The sequence below is a fragment of the Pseudomonas sp. PS02303 genome, from assembly GCF_029959925.1.
Taxonomy (GTDB): domain Bacteria; phylum Pseudomonadota; class Gammaproteobacteria; order Pseudomonadales; family Pseudomonadaceae; genus Aquipseudomonas; species Aquipseudomonas mandelii.
This window is the reverse complement of the sequence record NZ_JASCOM010000089.1, coordinates 1-22,755: the sequence shown is the minus strand read 5'-3', so window position 1 is coordinate 22,755 and position 22,755 is coordinate 1. Positions and strand designations below refer to the sequence as shown.

Annotated in this window: 15 protein-coding genes and 2 pseudogenes; 15 read left to right on the top strand and 2 right to left on the bottom strand. The window is 54.3% G+C overall.

Annotated features, from left to right (window positions below):
• Nucleotides 1–91 precede the first annotated feature (91 nt).
• The 3 genes and pseudogenes from QMX98_RS35105 (at nucleotide 92) to istB (ending at nucleotide 3,458) form a co-directional block, all read left to right on the top strand.
• The gene (locus QMX98_RS35105) at nucleotides 92–397 is read left to right on the top strand and encodes a superinfection immunity protein (RefSeq protein ID WP_348967362.1); all 306 of its coding nucleotides are present in this window, start codon (nucleotides 92–94) and stop codon (nucleotides 395–397) included.
• A 772-nt stretch (nucleotides 398–1,169) separates the two neighbouring features.
• Entirely contained in the window at nucleotides 1,170–2,684 is a 1,515-nt protein-coding gene (gene istA / locus QMX98_RS18980) for an IS21 family transposase (protein WP_282411248.1), read from the top strand.
• Between the two features lie 19 nt (nucleotides 2,685–2,703).
• A pseudogene (gene istB, locus QMX98_RS18975) lies at nucleotides 2,704–3,458 on the top strand (IS21-like element ISPsy14 family helper ATPase IstB).
• 765 nt (nucleotides 3,459–4,223) lie between these two features.
• On the opposite strand, the gene QMX98_RS18970 reads toward istB, so the two are convergent.
• Nucleotides 4,224–6,179, bottom strand: a complete 1,956-nt coding sequence (locus QMX98_RS18970; protein WP_282411247.1) for a sigma-54-dependent Fis family transcriptional regulator — start codon at nucleotides 6,177–6,179, stop codon at nucleotides 4,224–4,226.
• Between the two features lie 505 nt (nucleotides 6,180–6,684).
• On the opposite strand from QMX98_RS18970, the gene QMX98_RS18965 reads away from it, so the two are divergent.
• From QMX98_RS18965 to QMX98_RS18940, 6 genes are all read left to right on the top strand, one after another.
• Nucleotides 6,685–8,628, top strand: a complete 1,944-nt coding sequence (locus tag QMX98_RS18965; protein ID WP_282411246.1) for a hydantoinase/oxoprolinase family protein — start codon at nucleotides 6,685–6,687, stop codon at nucleotides 8,626–8,628.
• 2 nt (nucleotides 8,629–8,630) lie between these two features.
• On the top strand, nucleotides 8,631–9,032 hold the full coding sequence (locus tag QMX98_RS18960) for an acetone carboxylase subunit gamma (protein ID WP_282411245.1): 402 nt from the start codon (nucleotides 8,631–8,633) through the stop codon (nucleotides 9,030–9,032).
• Between the two features lie 41 nt (nucleotides 9,033–9,073).
• Nucleotides 9,074–11,221 carry a hydantoinase/oxoprolinase family protein gene (locus tag QMX98_RS18955; protein ID WP_282411244.1) on the top strand — a complete coding sequence of 716 codons (2,148 nt, stop codon included), beginning with the start codon at nucleotides 9,074–9,076 and terminating at the stop codon, nucleotides 11,219–11,221.
• Complete coding sequence (locus tag QMX98_RS18950; RefSeq protein ID WP_282411243.1) at nucleotides 11,106–13,535, top strand: hydantoinase B/oxoprolinase family protein; 2,430 nt, start codon at nucleotides 11,106–11,108, stop codon at nucleotides 13,533–13,535. The genes QMX98_RS18955 and QMX98_RS18950 overlap by 116 nt, the downstream gene beginning before the upstream one ends.
• A complete protein-coding gene (locus tag QMX98_RS18945) occupies nucleotides 13,532–14,404 on the top strand; it encodes a hypothetical protein (protein ID WP_282411242.1) in 873 nt (290 codons plus the stop codon). Before QMX98_RS18950 ends, QMX98_RS18945 begins: the two co-directional genes overlap by 4 nt.
• Nucleotides 14,405–14,513: 109 nt before the next feature.
• Nucleotides 14,514–15,809, top strand: a complete 1,296-nt coding sequence (locus tag QMX98_RS18940; RefSeq protein WP_282411241.1) for a GTP-binding protein — start codon at nucleotides 14,514–14,516, stop codon at nucleotides 15,807–15,809.
• 1,009 nt (nucleotides 15,810–16,818) lie between these two features.
• On the opposite strand, the gene QMX98_RS18935 is transcribed toward QMX98_RS18940, so the two are convergent.
• Nucleotides 16,819–17,421, bottom strand: coding sequence for a TetR/AcrR family transcriptional regulator (locus QMX98_RS18935; protein ID WP_282411240.1), 603 nt, complete (start codon nucleotides 17,419–17,421; stop codon nucleotides 16,819–16,821).
• A 167-nt stretch (nucleotides 17,422–17,588) separates the two neighbouring features.
• On the opposite strand from QMX98_RS18935, the gene QMX98_RS18930 reads away from it, so the two are divergent.
• The 6 genes and pseudogenes from QMX98_RS18930 to QMX98_RS18905 all read left to right on the top strand — a co-directional run.
• Nucleotides 17,589–18,689, top strand: coding sequence for an alkene reductase (locus QMX98_RS18930; protein ID WP_282411239.1), 1,101 nt, complete (start codon nucleotides 17,589–17,591; stop codon nucleotides 18,687–18,689).
• A gap of 52 nt (nucleotides 18,690–18,741) precedes the next feature.
• Nucleotides 18,742–19,524 (top strand): SDR family oxidoreductase, encoded by a 783-nt coding sequence (locus tag QMX98_RS18925; protein WP_282411238.1) that lies wholly within the window; start codon nucleotides 18,742–18,744, stop codon nucleotides 19,522–19,524.
• A gap of 109 nt (nucleotides 19,525–19,633) precedes the next feature.
• Nucleotides 19,634–20,503 (top strand): alpha/beta hydrolase, encoded by an 870-nt coding sequence (locus QMX98_RS18920; protein WP_282411237.1) that lies wholly within the window; start codon nucleotides 19,634–19,636, stop codon nucleotides 20,501–20,503.
• Nucleotides 20,504–20,566: 63 nt separating this feature from the next.
• Nucleotides 20,567–21,565: an NADP-dependent oxidoreductase gene (locus QMX98_RS18915; protein ID WP_282411236.1), complete on the top strand. Its 999-nt coding sequence runs from the start codon at nucleotides 20,567–20,569 to the stop codon at nucleotides 21,563–21,565.
• Between the two features lie 24 nt (nucleotides 21,566–21,589).
• Nucleotides 21,590–21,913 (top strand): hypothetical protein, encoded by a 324-nt coding sequence (locus QMX98_RS18910; RefSeq protein ID WP_282411235.1) that lies wholly within the window; start codon nucleotides 21,590–21,592, stop codon nucleotides 21,911–21,913.
• 77 nt (nucleotides 21,914–21,990) lie between these two features.
• Nucleotides 21,991–22,629: pseudogene (locus tag QMX98_RS18905) on the top strand (aldo/keto reductase); the annotation flags it as partial.
• Nucleotides 22,630–22,755: the final 126 nt, after the last annotated feature.

The window sequence follows — 22,755 nt, the reverse complement described above, 5'->3', positions numbered from 1 at the left end:
GAGATGTGTTTAAGATAAAGATATATCCCTTACCGTATTCGATCTACCTCCCCCCCCCCCCACAGAACGATGTCATAATGCCTTCATCGGCATGATGACACCTATCTCAGAGGGCGTTTTAATGAAGGTTTTCGGGCTGGCAATCTTGATTCCGGTGTGTGCTGTCAGCTATCTGTGCAAAGAAGGAGATGGCGCAGTTGCGATAATTGCCAGGATGGTTTTCACATCCAGCACTATGGCCTTGTACTTTTTTCCAGCGATATACTCTATCAGGACTAAGCCCAAGGCACGAGCATCGATTTTCGAACTGAACCTTCTCGCAGGTTGGACGGGCTTGGGTTGGACTTTAGCGTTGTATAGGGCCAAAGTTTTACCGCTTGATGACGACAAAATTTGAATATGCTGTTGTCATGCAAGATTAGATCTAATTATTGGTTTGCTTGAGCCGCAGCGTGATAGAAGGTTTACGCTAGGGCCTCTTCTGTAACTTACGAACCTTCCCTACAAACGCAACCAGCCGCCGTAGCTCATCAGCATCAGCGTTGAGGATAACTTCTAAAAGAAACGCCCGTTGTTCGATCTTGCTTTCAATATCCGAAAAAACTCTTTGACTGGTACACCAAGAATTAGGTGTCTTAAGCCAGTAACGGGTATACAACCCAAATGTGTTGGACGTCCAATTGGTTGGAGCTAGCGCTCCCAATACCTATACTCGTGGTAATTGGCGGGAGCTAACTTGGTTTTGCGGCGCTGAGTAGATGACTTGGCCGGACACACCCCATTGAGAACAAATTTGGACAAAACTCCATGCATACCGGCAAGCTAGTACTCCCTTACCCTTACCAAACTGCTGGCTGATGAAGGTTTTGAGGCTGATTGGCGTTTTAGTGGCGCAGCCGCTTTGAAAGATCGACAGGTCGTAGAGGACACCTTCGAGCATTACCCAGTCGTGACCGTCCCACTTGGCTTCCACGAACTCTCACCCATCGGTCGCTCCTGGAATATTCCCTCGGTGCGGAATCCACGACCATCCGGACACTCATTCCACGAGTATCCGGACACCGATTCCACGGTCATTCGGACACTTTCAGGCAGGCAGTCACGCAAGATTATTCACTACCATCGACCTCTTTTCTCGAAGCGAAGAGGTCGTCGTGGAGCGTATATCCATGCGTAAAATCCGAGAGGTACTACGCCTACAGTTCGACGCCGGCCTGTCCGTGCGCAAGATCGCCAGAAGCTTATCCATTGGCCATTCAAGCGCGGGAGACTACCTTTGCCGGTTCGCCGCCAGTGGGCTTCAGTTGCCCATCGATATCTATGATACGGAGTTGAACCGACACCTGTTCCCGCCGGCAGTGCCGGTGCCGAGCGACCAGCGCCCGATGCCCGACTGGGCTCATGTCCACGCCGAGCTACGCCGCCCCGGTGTAACCCTGGCCTTGCTCTGGCAAGAGTACCGACTCGCCCATCCGCAAGGCTTCCAATACAGCTGGTTCTGCGAGCACTACCGCCTCTGGGCCGCGAAGATTGATGTGGTCATGCGCCAGGAACACCGTGCCGGCGAAAAGCTGTTTGTCGATTACGCTGGGCAGACCGCGCCGGTCATCGACCGGCGAACAGGAGAGATCCGCCAAGCCCAGATCTTCGTCGCCGTGCTCGGCGCGTCCAGCGACACCTTCGCCGAGGCAACCTGGTCGCAGAAACTGCCCGACTGGCTGGGCTCGCACGTGCGCTGCTTCGCCTTTCTCGGCGGTACATCGCAGATCCGAGTACCGGACAATCTGCGTAGCGGTGTCACCAAGGCGCATCGCTACGAGCCGGATATCAACCCCAGTTACCGCGATCTGGCCGAGCACTACCGCGTCGCCGTGCTGCCCGCTCGCTCACGAAAACCCAAGGACAAAGCCAAGGTCGAAGTCGGCGTGCAAGTGGTCGAGCGCTGGATTCCGGCGGTGCTGCGCAACCGACAGTTTTTCTCCTTGGGCGAACTCAACACAGCCATTGCGCTGCTTGTGGATCGCCTCAATCAGAAGCCCTTCAAGAAGCTGCCCGGCTCACGCCGCTCAGCCTTCGAGACCATCGACCAGCCCGCTTTGCAACCGCTACCAGAACATCCGTATGTCTACGCCGAATGGAAAAAGGTGCGCGTACACATCGACTACCACGTCGAGGTCGACGGCCATTACTACTCGGTGCCGTACCAATTGGTGAAGCACCAACTCGAAGTACGGCTCACGGCTCAGACCGTCGAGTGCTTCCACGCCAACCAGCGCGTGGCCAGCCATCTGCGTTCAGCACATAAAGGCCGCCACACCACCCAAACCGAGCATATGCCCAAGAGCCACCGCGAACACGCCGAGTGGACACCGCAACGGCTGATCCACTGGGCCGAGCAGACAGGCCCGAATACGGCCGGCGTCATCGCCTACATCCTCGAACGCCGAATCCATCCGCAGCACGGCTTCCGCGCCTGCCTGGGCATCCTGCGCCTGAGCAAACAGCACGGCGAAGAGCGGCTGGAAGCCGCTTGCCAGCGAGCGCTGGCACTGGGCGCGTGCAGCTACAAAAGCCTTGAATCAATCCTGCGTCAAGGGGTGGAACGGCTGCCGCTGGCCCAACAAAACCTGCCGTTACTGCCCGAAGAACACATCAACCTGCGTGGCCCTGGCTACTACCACTGACCTGAAAAGGAGCACCAAAATGCTGCCTAACCCGACACTCACAAGCTACAAACCCTGCGCCTGCACGGCATGATCAAGGCGCTTGGCAAACAGCACGCAACGCCTGACATCAACGATCTCAGCTTCGATGAACGCCTCGGTCTGATGGTCGACCGCGAGCTGACCGAGCGCGAAGACGCTCGCCTGACGACTCGCCTCAAGGCCGCACGACTGCGCCATAACGCCTGCCTGGAAGACATCGACTACCGCAGCCCGCGCGGCCTGGACAAGGCCTTGATCCTGCAACTGGGCAGCGGCCAGTGGCTGCGCGACGGCCTGAACCTGATCATCGGCGGCCCGACTGGCGTAGGCAAAACCTGGCTCGCCTGCGCGCTGGCCCACAAAGCTTGCCGCGACGGTTACAGCGTGCGCTATCTGCGCCTGCCGCGCTTGATGGAAGAACTGGGCTTGGCCCACGGCGACGGCCGCTTCGCGAAACTGATGGCGGGTTATGCAAAGACCGACTTGCTGATCCTGGACGACTGGGGCCTGGCACCGTTTACCGCTGCGCAACGGCGCGACATGCTTGAACTGCTGGACGACCGCTACGGCAACCGCTCGACGCTGGTGACCAGCCAAATGCCGGTGGACAAATGGCATGCGCTGATCGGCGATCCGACCTTGGGCGATGCGATCCTCGACCGGCTGGTGCACAACGCTTATCGGATCGAGCTGAAGGGTGAATCAATGCGTAGGCGCGCGACGAAATTGACGTCGACAGAGACTTCAGACTAACAATGCAAACCTGCGTCGCTGCGCTCCGACTGCCTGTCCGAATGAGCGTGGAACGAGTGTCCGGATGTTTGTGGGCTGAGTGTCCGGATGGCGTGGAATCCGCACCCTCGGCATTCAAAATGCATATTGGCCATTAATTAACAGTTCTCCGAAGACGACAAAGACGGGTATCCCTTTAGATTTGAGAATGGAAGCAGATCCACCACTGACTATGACGCAAGAAGCAAATGATGGAGGAATCGAATCAAGTGTTTGTCTGTGTGCGTCCGACCAAGTCATCTACGCCGATCTAAAGGATGATCTCACGCGCCTGCTGACGTAGTGGGCGAGTGAAATCGAGCATGCTTAAGCATAAATGACAGCCAGTTCAATCACTCAAGGCGTGATGCCCGGACGCAGACCTTGGATAAGACGCGAGTACAACCCGAAAAGCTTGGAAAGCCACTGCGGAAAGCCGTTCAGCTCAAGTAGCCCGGAGCGAGCTGCTTTCTCAGCACTGTCTGCAGGCATTTCCGAAAAGCGGGACGGCTACTCTTTGGCCTCGATAGCGAACCCCGTCCTCACTTGATATGGGGTCGAATTGGTAGCAGCCCCCTCCAACGGCAGAGTTGGGCAATAGCCCCGCAAAAATTAAAAGCGCCGGCGCTAAACGCTTGAGCAACAGTGCGGTGTTGGCAGCATAAGCTGCGATCAGTTAATTGTGGATCCAGTTTCAATGGGGACTTCAACCCCATTGTGCCTGATGTAAATGTGGGAAAAGTAGCCTTACGCTTGACGGTTAATTCCGTAACGCTTCATGCGCAAGTAAAGAGTGCTTTTAGCTATGCCAAGCTCTTTGGCTACCAGAGTAAGATTGCCTCGATAACGCTCAATTGTGCTGGCAATGACCTGACACTCGCTTTCCCTCAAGCTACCTACGGGTCTGTCGCTGCGCACAATCGCGACTTCGTGCACATAGGAAGGCAAATCAGAACGCCTCAAGACTTCCCCGCCCATCAGCAACATGCCCTCAATCACATTACGTAATTCCCGGACGTTACCCGGCCACAAATAAGCAACTAGATAGCCCAGCACTTCGTCTTCCACTAAGGGTACTGGAATACCGTGTCGATGGGCCAAGCTGGTTAGCAGGTGCTCCACCAACCTTGGAATATCTTCCTTGCGATCACGCAATGGGGGAATTCCAACACTTGTCACTGCTATTCGATAGAACAAATCGCCTCGGAAGCGTTGATTTGTAACATCCTCACGTAAATCACGGTGTGTCGCTGCAACTAATCTAAAGTTGACCTTGCGCGGTTCTGTCTCGCCCAGTCGATATATTTCCCCCTCCTCCAGTGCCCGCAGCAGATAACTCTGCAAGTCCAAGGGCATTTCACCGATTTCATCCAAGAACAGAGTGCCCCCGTTTGCCGCCTCTATCTTGCCCTTCATACCTCCACGACGAGCCCCGGTAAATGCGCCTTCGGCGTAGCCAAATAATTCACTGGAGAGCAAATCCTTGGAGAGACTTCCACAATTGATGGAAACAAACGGGCCATTTTTACCCACGCCGGAATAATGAATGCCTTGGGCGAAGGCCTCCTTGCCCACCCCGGTTTCTCCCTGCAGCAATATCGGTACATTGGAGCAGGCCAATTGTCTGGCTTTGCGAAGAGCTTCGACCAGCGCCGGACTCTTGCCGGTGATCTGGTCAAATCCGACCAGTGTTTCCATTTCTCTATGGTCGGCCGTTCTGTCAACACCAGGCCGGCCAAGGGATTTACAGGGGATACGGAGTAATGTTCCCAAACGCAAACCTTGTGCAACAACCGGCTGCAGCCAGTCGACTGACAGCCACTGTGGCAAGACATCTGTCAATCGTCCTTTATCATCCAGGCAGAGTGAAGTCAGTCGAAAATCACGAGTGAAACTGATATCTACGCCTCGAGCAACCAACGCACCATAGGCATGAGTATTTGCCTTTATCAGGAAGCCTTTTTCATCAAACAACATGATGCAATCGCCTCTATCCCGCCACAGATCCAATGACGCATCCAGCAGCCGATAGCCGGTTTCGGCTTTTTGGTTGGCCAAGGCCAATTCAATCCGCTCAGCTGTGCTGACGGCCAGCGCCAGCGTATGGCGGTTGTAGGTCTGAGACTCTCCCGAAACGTTCAGTACCCCAAGTATATGGCCATCAGACGGGTCGCGGATCACTGTGGCAGAACAAGTCCATCGCTGGATTCCTTCACAAAAATGCTCACCGGCATGAACCTGTACAGGACGTTGCAGCATCAGCGCGGTGCCAATCGCGTTAGTCCCACAAATATCTTCGCTCCACGGACTGCCAGGAAGCAGATGAATGTGTTCCGCGCTTTTGAGGGTCTGCAGGTCACCGCCTGTTTCGATAATCATGCCGCTGCTATCGGCCAATACAATGATCGTTCCGGTTTGGGCAAGAAATTGATTGGCCACCGCCATGGCCTCCGTACTGACGTCCAGTAGGCGCGCCTGACTGTCGCGTATGGTCTCGAGTTGCGCCCGATTTACCGGTTCCGGCGCGTGTCGAAGCGTAGGGTTGACGTTTTTGTCCAGGCAGCGCCTCCAGGAGTCGCCCACTGGATAGCGCAAGACCGAAGCAGGTGTTTCAGCGCCATTGAGGACGCTCTCCCAAGCGGCCAATACCTGACCGTCGTGTTCTGGTCTCGGGTAGCCGAATTCCAGGTACGGAGCATTCATAGACACACCCTCTATTCTTATTATTGATGTCCCTGTCTGGTTTTCAGGGCGAGAGCTAAAAGTACAATACGCCCATTCAAACCACGCACCTCATAGAGGTGTGTCTTAACTGTACCCCTTCACCCGCACGCGCGCACCCCCACACACAGATTAAGAAGATCAGCGGCGTCGCATTGGTTTGTTCAATGCCCGAACGACATCCAGATATGCCTCCCCTTGGAATCGAACGAAAATCATCCACTCATCCGTCCGAGAATCAAACGGTTTACCCATAAACCCGCTCAAAGAAAACTTAGAGTCAATAATTAATACCATAGAAATCAATTGATTAAATATCATCGACGTTATGGCATGCCGTTTGCTCTCTCTTACTTCGCAGCCGCAAAGAAGCTGCTCACATGCAGTGAAGCGTCACACGCTCAAGAGCCTAAGCCGGCAACGGCAATACGGAGGACGGTGCATAACAACACCATTCGACCGATAACAAACAAAAGGACATAGACCCGTGACATTACAAATTAATATTGATAACGGTGGAACACTCACCGACATCTGCATACTCACTGATACCGACGTCAAGAAGACCAAGGTACTCACCACTCCCTATGATCTAAGCAACTGTTTTTTTGAAGGACTGAAAAAAGCCTCCGGCGTGCTTTATGGGGAGCCCGATGTACGGCGGCTGCTTGAGGAAGTAGACCTGATCCGCTACTCCACAACTCAAGGCACTAATGCAATATGCGAGAGAAAGGGCCCTAAGCTCGGGTTGATCACCAGTCTCAACGACAGTGAACTCTCAGAACTGATAAAACAGCACGATGTTGACTTGTACGATGCCTTGGTGGGCCAACGCGTCAGTTTGCTGGACACCTCAACACTGGGCATCGAGCATGCGGAGATGGAGATTGTAAAATCCATAAACACTCTCACCGCCGCGGGCGCCAACCGCATCGTCGTCAGTTTTTCTGACAAGAACTTCGAAGCGTTGGAGAATATTTTCCGCAAAGTCGTGCTGCGCAAATACCCCCGCCATCTACTTGGCGCTGTCCCTACGCTCTATGGCAGTGACCTGAGCATGGATGCGGATCCAGTACGCCGCACTTGGACAGCCCTGATTAACTCCTTTCTGCACCCTGCAATGGAGCAGTTTCTGTTCAATGCGGAAAATCGGCTCCGGGGTTTCAACACGAAAAATCCACTGCTGATATTTCGCAACGACGGCGATGCGTCCCGTGTTGCCAAAACTGTCGCCGTGAAAACCTACAGCTCCGGGCCCCGTGGCGGCATGGAGGGTATGAAATCCTTTGCGATCCGTTATGGGATGAGTGACGTTGTTGCTATAGATGTCGGCGGTACCACCACTGACATCGGCCAATGCATCGAGGGAAGCGTGTCCGAAGTGCGGCGAGGTCGGGTTGAAGGTATCAGTGTTTCATTCCCTCTGAGTGAAATCACCAGCGCCGGTGCTGGTGGTAGTTCGATTTTCAAAGTGGTCGATAACAAAATCGTGATCGGCCCTGACAGTGTCGGGGCTGTACCTGGGCCTGCGGCTTTTGGTCGAGGCGGCACGCAAGCAACTATTACCGATGCCAGCTTGCTCTCGGGTTTGTTTGATCCAAAATCCTACTTTGGTGGAGGCATGCAACTGGATCTGGATCGCGCGGCGACCGCTATCTCCATCCATATCGCTTCTCCTCTGGGCCTGGAGCCGGACGCTGCCCTGAGGGAGATGGAGCGCGCATATGAGGCCAAGATTGCCAGTGAGATACTGCGCGTCACCCAAGTCAGCCAGGAAACCGTACTGCTTGCTTTTGGTGGAGCAGGCCCTCTCAATGCTTGTGGCGTGGCCGAGAACGCCGGCATCAATCGTGTAGCGGTTCCTTACATGGCAGCAGTGTTCAGTGCGTTCGGCATCGGCACCTGTGATATCTCCCATCGTTACAGCGTGGTGCTGGACGCTGACCAACGTAGCCACGGCCATGTTGAAGACGCATTGACAGAGCTGAGTCTGAAGGCCGGGCGCGATATGTTCGCTGAAGGCTTTCAAGCCGACGACTACGTCATCAAATCGCGCCTTGTCATAACCGATACCAAAGGCCAGGAACTCATTTTCCCACTACAAAGTGAGTCGGGTTATCAATCTGCACTGACTGAGGCTCACATCGCCGAACTTGAAGTCACCGCTGTCAAACAATTGCGTCAAGACGCAAATCAGCCGGTTCGATTCGTTCCTACAACTGCCGCCCTCTCCAGTACGACTCGCAATGTTCTGACTCGCAATAATGGTCGCGTTGATGTTCCGGTTTATCGATTAGCTGATTTGAAAGTCGGCGATTTTGCCCAAGGGCCCGCGATCATCGAAGAGGACTTCTTCACCTGCAAGGTGCTCGACGGTTGGACGTTTGTCATCAGCGACCACCAAGACATCTTACTGAACAGGGAGGCATGAACATGAAAGTATTAATGACCGAATACCTGCGCCTAGACCTGGATGCGGAGCAATGGGAATGTCGGGTTTGCGACCACGTCATCGGTACAGCCCATAAGGGATACAAGGAAGGCATGCTGGTATATGACCGTGATCCACGGGATATCCACCCACCTATCCTGGCACCGGAAAAATATCGATACACGTTCAGCCCCGATCCGGAATGGGTACGCATTCTTGAGTATTACTGTGCCCAATGCGGTACCCAGGTAGAAACCGAGTATGTCCCTCCTGGTCACCCTCCTCTGCATGACATGCAGCCTGATCTGCCTGCCTTGCGCACACAGTGGGCGAGCCGTCCTGAAGTTCTCGAAGTAAGCGTCGGCCCTGCTGTAATCCAGCGCTCAGACGACCACAAACACTAAGCAATTCACTTCCACTCAATTACAAGAAAAAGGGAAATGATATGAGACGAGTTTCTGTCGATATTGGTGGGACATTCACCGATTGCTTCGTGGTTTGGGATGGCAAATACATCGAAACCAAAGCACTGACCACCCATCACAACCTCGCACTGGGTTTCAATCAAGCACTGGGCAAAGGCTGCAAGACGCTTAACTTGGAATTGGCCGATGTCCTCTCGAGCGTGGATTCGGTTCGCTATGCGACCACCCTGGGCACCAACGCTTTGATCGAACACAAGGGCCCCAAAATCGGCATGCTGGTGACCTGCGGCTATGAGGCAACTGTCCCTCTGAGCCGTGGTCGCGGCTATGGCGAGGGGCTGGACATCCTCGGCCAAACGGACATACCCAACGCCAGTCGACCTGATCCACTGGTGCTACCTAGCATGATTCGAGGCGTTCGCGAGCGGCTGGATTTCGAGGGCAAGCTCGTCATGGCCCTTGATGAAGACAATGTTCGCTTGCAGATCCGCGAACTGGTGAATAGAGGCGCACAGATCATTGTCGTCTCACTACTCAATTCCGTGGTCAACCCGGAACACGAGCAACGTATCGAAGAGATTCTGCAGGAGGAATATCCCTCCCATTTGCTGGGAGCTATTCCAATCATCCTGTCGCACCAGGTATCGGGTCGTAAGGGTGAATACGTACGCTCAGCCTCGGCTATCATCGACGGATATCTTCACTCCACCATGTACCATGCGCTTTCGACGCTGGAGCAAAACCTGCGTACGCACCAATACGAACAGCCGATGTTGGTGATTCATAACTCGGGCGGCATGGCCCAGCTTAACTCCACCGACGCATTGCAAACTATCCACTCTGGCCCGGTATCGGGTATCGCCGCCTCAGAGCATCTGGCCATGCAGGCGGCGCTCGGAAACGTCGTTGCGACTGACATGGGTGGTACGAGCTACGACATCGGTATTGTGGTCGATGGGGGCATCAAGCACTACGACTTCAACCCCGTCATCGACCGCTGGATGGTCTCGGTACCTATGGTGCATCTGGTGACCTTGGGTGCAGGCGGCGGCTCGGTCGCGAGCTTTGACAGCATGTACAGCACCGTTAAATGTGGGCCCGAGTCAGCGGGATCTGACCCTGGCCCTGCCTGCTACGACCGTGGCGGTTTGAAGCCAACGGTGACGGACGCCGACTTGGTACTCGGCTACCTCAGCGCAGAAAATTATGCAGGAGGTTCCATTCCCCTCAATGCGCGACGGGCCGTGACGGCCATCGAAGACACCATCTGCGAAGATTTGGACTGCGATGTGATCGAGGCAGCCTTGCTCATCCGCGAGAAAGTCGACGACAACATGGCTAACGGCCTGTTCACGGAACTGCGTGCTCGAGGCTACGACCCCAAAGACTTCACCATGCTGGCCTATGGGGGCAACGGCCCGTTGCACTGCTGCAGCATTGCGCAGAACCTCAACATTGACAGGATCCTTGCTCCGCCATTCAGCTCGGTGTTCTCAGCCGTAGGTGCGGGCAATATTCACCAGCTACATATCCACGAAAAGTCTCTGTACATGGTGCTGTACGACTCCAACACGCGTCACTTGTTCGACGACTACGACCGATTCAACGATATCGTGGCGGCGCTCAAGGAACGCGGCACTCAAGACCTCTTGCGCCAAGGCATCGAGCGCGAGGACATCCGTCACAACCTGGAACTGGACATGCGCTACGGCAACCAGTTAGTCCAGACAACGGCAGTCATTCCCCAGCACTCGGTGCATGGCCCTGCCGATGTATTGGCCCTCATAGCCCAGTTTTCCACTGACTATGGCAGCCGATTCGGAGAAGGATCACAAGCCCCAGAAGCCGGTATCCGCATTAACACCATCCGAGTGGCTGCTTATGTGCACCATGAGACAGTGCAGTTTGGCAACATCAAGCCAGTGCCATTAGAGCAGCGCAAACAACCACCAGCACCTTCGTCTACTCGCCAATGCTACTTCGCAGGCCACAAGGAGGCCTTTGATACACCGGTCTGGAATCGTTCAGATATTGATCCTGGAGTGCAAATACGTGGGCCGGCGATTGTGGCCTCTGAAGTCACCACCTTCCTGGTTAACCCTGGATGGAACTTCGTCGCGGCACTGCAGAACGCCTCTTGGTTTCTTCGCGATCAATCCACCCATTGATCAATTGAATTTAAAAAACTCGAGAAAGGATCCAGACATGAACGATATTTCGATCAAAACACCCGGCCAGGCTCCCAGTCCAGAAGATGCTGCGCTGATCAAGAAATTCCTTGAGGACACGACGCTATTCCTCGCCCCGGATCCGGAGATCATGAACAACCATGACTTGATGGAGCGTTCGGAACAAGAAGACATCAGCATCCACAAACAAAATGACACCCACACAATCGCGAAGATTCGTGACCGCCTGCAATCGGGATGTGACGAAGGCTATGAGATGGTCGAACAGATGGGTGCCGCCCCGGGTGCAAAATGGGGCGATGTCATCACCGGCGTCTACTCAGCATCGGGGGATCTAGCAATCGCCAGTGCTGGCGGCGTGCTGCTGTTTTCAGCCTTGGTGCACCATCCGATTAAGTTCATCATCAAGAACTGGATCAACGAACCTACTGTGGGTGTCCGCGACGGCGATGGCTTCATTCACAATGACTCACGCTATGGCAACGTACACAACACCGACCAGAGCATGATCCTTCCGATTTTCCACGAAGGAAAACTGGTTTGCTGGGTAGCCGCCACGGTTCATGAAGGCGAAAACGGTGCGATCGAACCCGGGGGGATGCCGTCTATGGCAGAAAGCCCGAGCGATGAAGGGCTGAAAATGAGCCCGTTCAAGGTCGTGGAAAACTACCAGATCAAACGCGACTTGCTGACCTTCCTGCAAAACTCGGTACGCGAGCCCAAGCTCCAGTACGAGGACATGAAGGTCAAACTCTATGGCTGCCTGCGCATTAAGCAGCGCATTGAGGATGTCCTCAAAACCGATGGCCCGGATGCCCTGATTGCCACCCTGCGCTTGACCATGGAAAACGTGCGCACCGAAGTCAAACGTCGTATCAGCGAATGGCCTGACATGACCGTGCGCACGTTCATCGTTCAAGACTCCACGCTGCGTGAAAACTGCATCGCCAAAATCAATTGCCAACTGACCAAAAAGGGCGACAGACTTATCTTCGACTTCCGTGGCTCTGCACCGGAATTTACCAACCGCCCGACTAACACCGTCCTCGCCGGACTCAAGGGCATGCTCTCGCAGTTGGTAATGTGCTACATCTGGCCCGATCTGCCCCGTGGGCAAGCGGCCTTTGCGCCCATCGAAGTAATCACCGACCCCTTCTCTATCCTCAACTCGTCTTACAACGCGCCCAACTCGCAGAGTTTGATGTCCATATTCACCGGATTTACCGCCGGCCAACACGCCGTCGCCAAATTCCTCTATAGCTGCCCGGAAAAATACACCAAAGTCCATGCACCCAGCTTCAACATGATCAACACCTTCATCTGGGGCGGGGTCAGCCAGCATGGCGAGACGCTTGGCAACCTGTGTGCTGACCTCAACGGCATGGGCGGTGGTGCACGCGTGGACATGGATGGCGAGCCAGGCTTGCAGCCAATCTTCGCCACCATGGCGGATGTCGGCGAGCAAGAACTGAACGAAGAGGACGTACCGTTCCTGCAACTGGTCTCCAAGAAAATGACCCGCGACGCTATCGCCCCGGGCAAGTTTCGTGGCGGCCAGGGCTACACCATGATTGTGGCGACCAAAGATAGTGAAGAATGGGGCTTCATGACCACCGCCCAAGGTGCCAAGGTTCCCCCGCTCCAGGGTCTGTTTGGGGGATATGCCTGTGGCACTTATCCGCTGTCCAAGGTCAAGGGCGTGGACGTCTACGATGTGCTGCTCAATGAACCAGAAAAATTCAAGCACTCCATCGAGGAGATCATGAACGATCAGTCCTTTGATGGAGCCACTTACACCACCCATCACATGGGCATGGGTTTTGAGATTTCCAATCGCGGCGAGCTGTTCATGATTTCTCAAGGGGCCGGTGCGGGTTACGGCGACTTGCTGGAACGCGATCCGGCTTTGGTCGTTAAAGACCTGGAAGAAGAGCTGATCTCACATGGTGTGGCTGAGCGTTTGTACAAGGTCAAAATTGCTCCCGACACCCTCATTGTCGACCATCAGGCGACTCGGGCGCTACGCGACAACGAACGCAAAGACCGGCTCTCCCGTGGCATCCCTTACGCGGAGTTCATCAAGTCCTGGAACAAACCAAAGCCACCTGCTCATCTTCCATTCTTCGGTTGCTGGGGTGACGACACCGAAACACTCTACATGGGCACTCCGGACAAAACCCGCCATGCCAACGAACCCATGCCTAACTACATGCGTCATCCAAAAGATGTACGTATCGAAGAACTGGAAAACCGGCTTGCAGCAGTAGGAGCATTAATGGATGAAAAAAGATGAGTACGCCATTTGCCGAGCATTTGCCTCTACCGGCAGGCAACGGAGCCATACGTATATGGCTTAAATCCTCAGCCTACACTCGGCGTCTACTGCAAGGTAGCGCAGACGCCGATGTCTGGACTAGCTCTGCGAGTTTTCTCGCCTGGTTTTCACAGGCCCACGGTTTACTCAAAACGGATGTCGCAGTCCTGGAGGTAGGCGAGCTATTCGATTCATGGATAGCCCGTAATGGTGGATTAGAAAGCCGCCTTCCCAAGCGGCGGCGTCCGACGACAGCGTTGCGCGCCTTGTTGGCCGAGGAGGAGCCCAAGGCATTGCTCGCTGAAGTCATCGGTGCGGTGGACTCTCAGTTGCGGGGGCGGGTGCCACTGGTGATTGCCATGCCTTCACCACGGCATTGGTTGCGCCATGCCAATTGGTTGGCCGACCAACCTGACGAAACACCGGATGCTGACATCGTAGAGGATGCCAGCATGTATCTGGCCGATCTGCTGCGGGCAGTGTCCACCACCCCTGTAAGCGGAGTGTTATTGGAGGAAGCTGCAGGTGATTCTGCCTTCAGCGCCGCCGACCTGCAGCGCTACAGTTCTGTCGTCAACGTGGTGCGGCACTATGGTTGGTCGCTTGGCCTGCGCTTGCCTCCAGGTACCTCGGTACCTGATAGCGGGCTGGATGAGTTCGACACCGTGATTACAGAGGCAGGAGCCAACACTGGATCGTTGTCCCGAGGCAGGGATATCAGCGCCGAGTTCACTCACAGCGTTCCCAATCCTCTGGCCGAAGGTGAGTTTTACTTTGCATCAGTTAATCCCGGGCTTCATCCCGAGACTGTATTGGAAACCTTGGAGTTACTGCGCAGACGCGCCTGAGTAGGTTGATGCAACGTTAAGTGGCGCTCTCCACGAACCCGGCAGTTTAGGGTTCGTGGAGACGCCCATCTATAACAAAAAAAACAAACTCATGGAGACTCATCCAATCATGACGACCTCGACGCCTGACCTTTCTCCCGCCGCCTACGCCCTCAAAAAAGCCGCAGTAGACCGTATTCCTGTCACTGTCCTGACGGGCTTCCTCGGTTCGGGCAAGACCACACTGTTGAACCACTGGGCCAGCCAGCCCGGCATGTCGGGCGTGGCACTTTTGGTCAATGAGTTTGGTGATGTCGGTATTGATCATCACTTGGTTGACCATATCAATGATCAGATTGTGCTGCTGGATTCAGGCTGTCTGTGCTGTCGCACCCAAGGAGATTTGGTTGGTGCACTCAAGTCTTTGTCCGAGAGAAGTGCCCGCCAATACATTGCACCTATCACCCGCGTCATTATCGAAACCACCGGCCTGGCAGACCCAGTGCCGGTTATTTATACCTTGATGGAGGATGCTTTTGTCAGCGCCCGTTACCTGTGCGATGGCGTTCTCACGACGGTTTCCGCAACCCATGGACAGGAGCAGCTTCAAGACTACTCTGAAACCACGCGACAAATCGTAGCCGCGGATCGTCTCTTGATAACCAAGTGCGACCTGGCGGGAACCCAGGCCGTGGAGCAATTGCAAGCCAGCCTTTCACAACTCAATGCCCATGCTGCACAAACGCTTGTGCGCAGAGGCCAGGCTCCCCTCGATCTATTGGCCGGCAATGGCCTGTATGGGCACGCGCACCGGCAGAAAATAAGCCTCCCGACCTGGATGGCGAGCACTCAGTTCACGCAGGGAGCAGAGGTGAGTCTGAGACAAGTCAGCAACGATGGCAAAGCCGTTACAGAGCAAAACGACAGAAGCATTTGGCGCTCCAGCACATACAATTCCAGTGTGCATCACACCAGTGAAACCCAAAGTTTTGTCGTTCGCTTTACCCAGGAAGTCCCCTGGTTCGGATTCTCACTCGTGATGGGGCACATACTGCGCAAATACCGTAAACACCTGCTGCGAGTTAAGGGCTTGATGTTAGCAGCTGATGACTCCAGACCACTGGTCGTGCAATGTGTACAAGACATCGCTTATCCGCTCGTAAGATTGCCCGCTTGGCCTACAGAAGGTGAATTCGCAGATGGGTATAGCCGGCTGGTGTTTATTACCCGTGGTTTACAAAAGGATCAAATCGAGTCTCTTTGCGACGACTTATCCAATTTACCAGGAGATCGATCAGCATTACGGAAAAGCTCGGCAGACTTAACCATTCCGACACGCTGTTGGTTTTCCCAAAGAGTTCCTCTCATGGACAACCGAAAGCTGCAGCATAGTGGTTGGTTCATCCAATCAGCTCAACTGAAGTAATCTCTGCCTCACGTTAGAGCACGTTCTTTGCCCTAATCAAACCCACTTAAGCTGCTGGAGAAATCGAGTGAATTAATGAGAGCAGCACCGGGTATCGACTTCAACCCTATGGGGGCAATGAGCGTGCAAGGTTTAGTTAATCCGGGGCAATTCACACCACCAGTTTTATCGGCAGCAAGAGCATCTTTGACTTCACTGGGCGACGAAGCGTGGCTTGGCTGCAGGCGGTCGACAGCTATATAGCGCGGATCACCATATAACTGCTGCAGATGTTGTTGTCAGGTTTGCTCTTGACGCTCAGATCATTGCCACGTGGTGCCAATCCCCATTAGAGAAATAACGACTACTCGAGATAATAGACGCGGCAAAGCCAACAATCTTTAAGGTAGGCAGGCTGCGCAAAGTGGAGGCTTGGCTAAGCTATCAGTCACGTCACTACTGCACTATGGAAAGCGACCGTCGGGAGCAAGCTAAACGAAGGCAAAGGATGTGCGTGTAAAATCTGAGTCACGGTTCATCTCGCTTCTGATTCTATTCGCAGTCCTTTGGGCCGTGGGGGAAAAGACACGCCTCCAACTCCGGCCCCGCTTAGCCAACAGACTACCCGGAGTATGTTAGTTTCTGCTCCGTTAACAGCAACCCAGCCAGCACAGACCCTACCAGTCAATCAGTTCGTAAACGCGGATAGGTTGAATCTGCGTGACAAGCTGGGTTGCAGGGTAATCTCCAACGTGAGACGCGGCGAGAAGGTACAGGTATGCGAAAAGAAGAATGATTGGGCTCGCATCAGCTTGGATGGCTAGCCAGATAAATGGTTATCGTTCAAAAGCGTGTGCGACGCGGCGAACTGCGACGCCGCTTCTAAAGCGCGACCTGCGCTCAGAAAATTCCTAGGGTAGCTCAAAGTTACGGATCACCTTGCCCTGCTCTTCTGGAAACGTCTGTATAGGCCCCAGGGGTCGTAGGTACTACATCACTTCTGGAGGAAACAAAGGCTAAAGCGTCCAATTCACTTGTTGCGGCTGCGATCCTGGCTGCTGTCCTTGACCGATAACGACGTCAATAGCTGGGTTCGGCAAACTTCCAGTATCTCATCTGCAAGAGGAGAGTCATCCGGACATGCCCGCGACAACATGACAGCTCCTATTGCATGCGCTAGCAGGTCAATCGCTTTCGCTCGAGCATCCTGCTTCGGCACATCCAGACCCTCTAGGTACTTTTCCTCGAGCGCAGCCAGCGTGCTCTCTATACCCGTGGCAAAGGTTGCCTTCAAGTCATCTGACTGACGCGCAGCGTCACCACAAAGTGCCGCCATCGTACAACCCTCGCCTCGACCGTCTCGATGATCCCTAGATACGTACATGTTTACGAAACCCGCCACATCGAGGTCGGAGGTACGGGCGAGCGATTGCGAAAGGCTATTTTCAGCAGCTTCAGCCATCAGATCAGCCTTGGAACCGAAGTGCTTGTAAAAGCCGCCTTGAGTAAAGCCAGCAGTGGCCATCAGCTCCGCCACACCGACACCATCGTATCCACGCTCACGAAACAGTTCTGAAGCTGTGTCCACAATGTGAGCCCGGTTGGCGAGTGATTGCGTTTTGGTGATCTTCATTGCGCCCCCCTTAGCCTAACTAATGTTGGCCTTACTATACTCTGATGTCGACCATAATCAAAACTGTTGACACCTTTGATTATGGTCGACATCATAAAAGCCCCTGCAGCGTATCTTTGCCGCGAGGGAGCAGATGACCGTCATTGATCAACGAGCATGGAATCTATATGAACGACAAGACCTTGTTTGAGCCCTACACACTTGGCTCACTCACACTCTCCAACAGAGTCGTGATGGCACCGCTCACGAGAAACCGCGCAGGATCGGGTTTCGTCCCAAGTGAACTTGCTGCGATCTATTACGGCCAGAGGGCCTCTGCCGGCCTCCTGATTTCCGAGGCCACTCAAATCTCGCAGCAAGGTCAGGGGTATCAGGACACGCCAGGGATTTACACGCAGGAGCAGATAGAAGGATGGCGCGCAGTCACACAAGCCGTTCACGCGAAAGGCGGGCACATCTTCATGCAGCTTTGGCACGTAGGGCGCGTTTCCCACGTTGACCTTCAGCCTAATGGCTCCGCGCCAGTGGCGCCCTCTTCCCTGGGAGCCGCGACGAAGGTTTTCGTCAACAACAGCTTCGAGGACGCCTCCGAACCCCGAGCCCTTGATGCCAGCGAACTGCCAGGGATCGTGAATGATTTTCGGGTTGCAGCGGCAAATGCGATTGCAGCTGGTTTTGATGGCGTAGAGATCCATGGTGCAAACGGTTATTTGTTGGATCAATTCCTCAAAGACGGCTCCAACGTGCGCACAGATGCCTATGGTGGATCCATTGAAAACCGCGCTCGCTTGCTGCTCGAAGTCGCTGCCGCTGTAGTAGAAGAAATTGGTGCCGACAGAACAGGTATTCGTCTTTCTCCAGTGTCACCAGCCAACGGTATTTCAAGCAGTGACCCGCAACCACAATTTGACTACGTCGTTGACCAGCTCGATGCCTTGGGCCTGGTTTACATCCACGTGGTAGAGGGTGCAACTGGCGGGCCGCGCGACGTCGCGCCTTTTGATTTTGGCTCCCTGCGCCATCGCTTCAAAAACACCTACATCGCCAACAATGGCTATGACCTGAATCTCGCAACCTCGCAACTCAACGATGACAAAGCGGATTTGATCGCCTTCGGTCGTCCGTTCATTGGCAACCCTGATCTGGTAGAGCGGCTCAAGACCGGCGCTAAGTTGTCCGCATTCGACCCGGCGACTATCTACGGCGGCGGTGCGGCTGGCTACATCGACTACCCGACACTTGCCGAGTCCAGTTCCAAGCAAGGCTGAGCAGTAATCGCGACTGAATCGTTAACCGACATCAATTAAAGAGCATCCTATTATGAGCATCCCTGGAACCGTTTTGATTACCGGCGCCTCCACCGGAATCGGTGCAACCTACGCGGAGCGTTTCGCAGGACGCGGGCACAACCTGGTGCTGGTCGCCCGTGACAAACACCGCTTGGACGCTTTGGCTTCCCGTCTGCGCGAGCAACACGGTGTTACCGTTGACGTGATCCAGGCTGACCTGACTCAAACTTCCGATTTGACGACTGTCGAAACTCGCCTTCGCGACGACGCCAGTATCAGCATTCTTGTGAACAACGCGGGCGCCGCTCTATCCGGTAGCTTCACTGAGCAATCCACTGACAGCGTTGCCAACCTAGTCGCACTCAACACGACTGCGCTAGTACGACTCACCAGCGCCATAGCCCCTCGCCTGTCACAAGCTGGCAGTGGAGCGATTGTCAATATTGGCTCGGTCGTAGGACTGGCACCGGAATATGGAATGTCGGTCTACGGCGCAACCAAGGCGTTTGTGCTTTTTCTCTCACAAGGCTTGAGCCTCGAACTCGCCCCCAAAGGCGTGTATATCCAAGCCGTACTGCCAGCCGCGACCCGTACCGAAATCTGGGAGCGCGGAGGCTACGACATCAATGCCATTAGCGAAATAATGGAAGTCGGAGACCTAGTTGATGCCGCGATGGTTGGTTTTGATCGCCGAGAACCAGTGACCATACCACCTGTACAAGACGAGGCCCACTGGGATGTTCTACAGACTGCCCGCCAGGGTTTGTTGGCAGATATCCGCCAAGCCGAAGTTGCCAAGCGCTATAAAAAATAAGGCGTGACCGTGATGCAGCAAACGCTCACACAGAGCCCTAAAGGCAGAGCGTTAGCTGCACATTGTTCTCCTCTCACCAATCTGTACCTCAAACGGACACGGTGCGCAAATGACCGCTCAATCCACAAATAATCATCCTGGGCCGCAGGGGCTGTTCGTCCAATCCGCCAACCTGTGGGTCAATGTAGAAGGAACAACATTTGCCTACCGGGACTTGGGCCCGAGAGACGGATCGCCGCTCGTTCTATTGAACCATTGGGGCGCCGTCCTGGATAACTTCGATCCTCGAATCGTTGACGGTCTAGCTAAGAAGCATCGGGTCATTGCCATTGACTATCGCGGAATCGGCGGCTCTGGTGGAACCGCACCTTTAACTGTTAGCGAAATGGCAAACGACGCGATTGCGGTTATACGCACTCTGGGATTCCAGAAAGTCGATCTATTGGGTTTCTCACTCGGTGGATTTGTAGCGCAAGACATCGCGCTAAAAGCGCCTGAGATTGTGCGAAAACTCATTTTGACCGGAACCGGGCCTGCTGGTGGCCAGGGCATCGACAAAGTGTGGTCTGTGGCTTGGCCGTTGATGCTGAAGGGCCTAGTGACAATGCGCGATCCAAAGTTTTACCTTTTTTTCACCCCATCGGCTAACGGTCAGAGTGCGGCGCGCGCTTTTCTAAAACGCCTGACGGAGAGAACAAAAGAACGCGATAAAGGCCCCACCCCATCAGCGTTCATGCGACAACTGAGGGCAATAACTGCTTGGGGTCGCCAGTCGCCTCAAGATCTCAGTCGCATACAGGTTCCAACCCTTATTGCCAACGGCGACAGCGACATCATGGTACCCACTGTGAACTCGACTGAGCTGGCCAGCCGCATTCCCAACGCTCAACTGATCATTTATGAAGACGCCGGACATGGAGGAATTTTCCAGCATCACGCTGACTTCGTTCCCAAGGCATTGACATTCCTGAGAACTTGAAAGCCCCCAAACACTGGGCAGCCACCAACCTCGCCGCTCTCGGCTACTAAGAGTTGACCTAACATGAAAGCTTTTTATATCAACCAATACGGCAAGAGCAGTGGAAGTATCGGTGAGTTAGCTGAACCAAAAGTCGGCGCCAACGACGTTCTCGTTCAAATACACGCTACAAGCATCAATCCTCTGGATTTGAAGATCAGAACAGGAGAATTCAAACAGATTCTCCCATACACCTTTCCTTTGATATTGGGAAATGATTTGGCCGGCGTTGTGGTTCGCGTTGGATCAGATGTCCGCCTGTTCAGACCTGGTGACGAAGTCTATGCGCGTCCCCCGCAAGATCGCATCGGAACATTTGCTGAGCTTATTTCTGTTAACCAGGTCGCTTTAGCCTTGAAACCTCGCAACGTCAGCATGGAGCAAGCCGCTTCACTGCCTTTAGCCGCGCTCACGGCATGGCAGGTTCTGGTCGAGACAGCAAAGCTGAAGAAGGGCCAAAAGGTACTAATTCACGCTGGGGCTGGAGGCGTAGGTAGCATCGCTATTCAGTTGGCCAGGCACCTTGGCGCTTTCGTCGCGACAACTACGAGCACACCGAACGTTGAGTGGGTGAAAGCGCTCGGGGCGGACATTGTTATTGACTACAAAAAGCAGGACTTTGAGGCTGTCCTTAACGACTACGACGTTGTACTCAACAGCCTAGGTGCAGATGTTCTCAAAAAATCAGTGATGTGCCTCAAGCCAGGGGGCCTACTCGTATCAATCTCCGGCCCCCCAACGCCTGAGTTCGGCCAAGCAGAAGGGTTGTCTTGGCCAGTCAGGCAGATCCTGCGCTTGATTAGCCTTGGCATTCGAAAAGCATCACGCGCAGCCGGGGTTAAATACTCATTCGTTTTTATGCGCGCCAACCGCGCACAACTGAAAGAAATCACTTCTTTGGTTGAGTCGGGCGCCATCAAACCGATTATCGACAAAGTCTACCCATTCGCGTCTATCGCTGAGGCACTCACATATGTCGAACAGGGAAGATCCAAAGGGAAAGTAGTCATAAACGTAGCGTAACTGGTGTTTGGTGAGGAGCCAGAAATGGGCCGCATAAATGTCGAGATATCGGCTTCAGTCATGGGGTCGCTAGATGAAACTCTACCTTCGGAAGGAAGCGTCACTCGAGATTTTCTCGCAGAAATTGCAGTAAGCGGTCTTTCCGCTGAAGCCCCTCTCTTGTCTGGCGAAGATGCCAAAGCGCTAAGGCAAACGGCAAATGCTGTTGAGGAACGCTTGAGGGAATTGAGCGGACAGATTGCGAGCGCACCGTTGGTACAAAATGGGGACACTCGAAAAAAGCCTGAATCCAATACCCTCAACAATCCTGCCAACATTGTTTGGCGTGGCTTGATGCTCGATCCGTGACAGCAAAGCTTTCCCCAGTAGCAGCAGCCGCTGCGTTCGTTGACTCAAGTGCATCTACAGCACATGCGGAGATAACTATGAACTACAAAGCGTTCGGCAATTCCGGGCTGCGTGTCTCAGAACTCGCACTCGGCACAGGGAATTTCGGCACTGGCTGGGGCTACGGCGCAGATCCCGACTCCAGTGCGGAGATCTTTAACGCCTACGCAGAGGCCGGTGGCAACTTCGTCGATACAGCGGATATCTATCAATTCGGTCAGTCTGAGGAGTTGCTCGGAACTCTGCTTGAAGGACGACGAGACGATTTCGTGCTGGCCACGAAATTCACCAACGGTGCTGCAGCCAACGCGAATAGGCTTGCTACAGGTAACAGCCGTCGTGCCTTGGTGACCTCGGTAGAAGCGAGTCTAAGACGTCTTAAAACCGACCGGATCGACATTTACTGGGCACATCACCCAGATGGTGTAACTCCGGTGGAAGAAATCGTCAGAGGTTTCGAAGATTTGGCTCGCTCAGGGAAAATTCTGTACGCCGGTCTATCTAACTTTCCAGCGTGGCGACTTTCCCGAGCGGTCACATTAGCCGAGCTCACCCATGCGCTACCTATTGCAGCGGCTCAATTCGAACACAGCCTCGTACACCGTGAGCCTGAAGCTGACCTTTTCCAGGCCTCTTATGCTCTGGGCCTTGGGATCGTGACGTGGTCTCCCTTAGGTGTAGCGGCTTGCAATCGAAAACAGCCGTGCTCGCAATCAACGCAATTTTCGGCTCAAATTAACTGCGACTGACGGAGCCGTCTGGCTCAGATTAATTGCGAGCGAGCTTGCATTCAGCCGCATCGG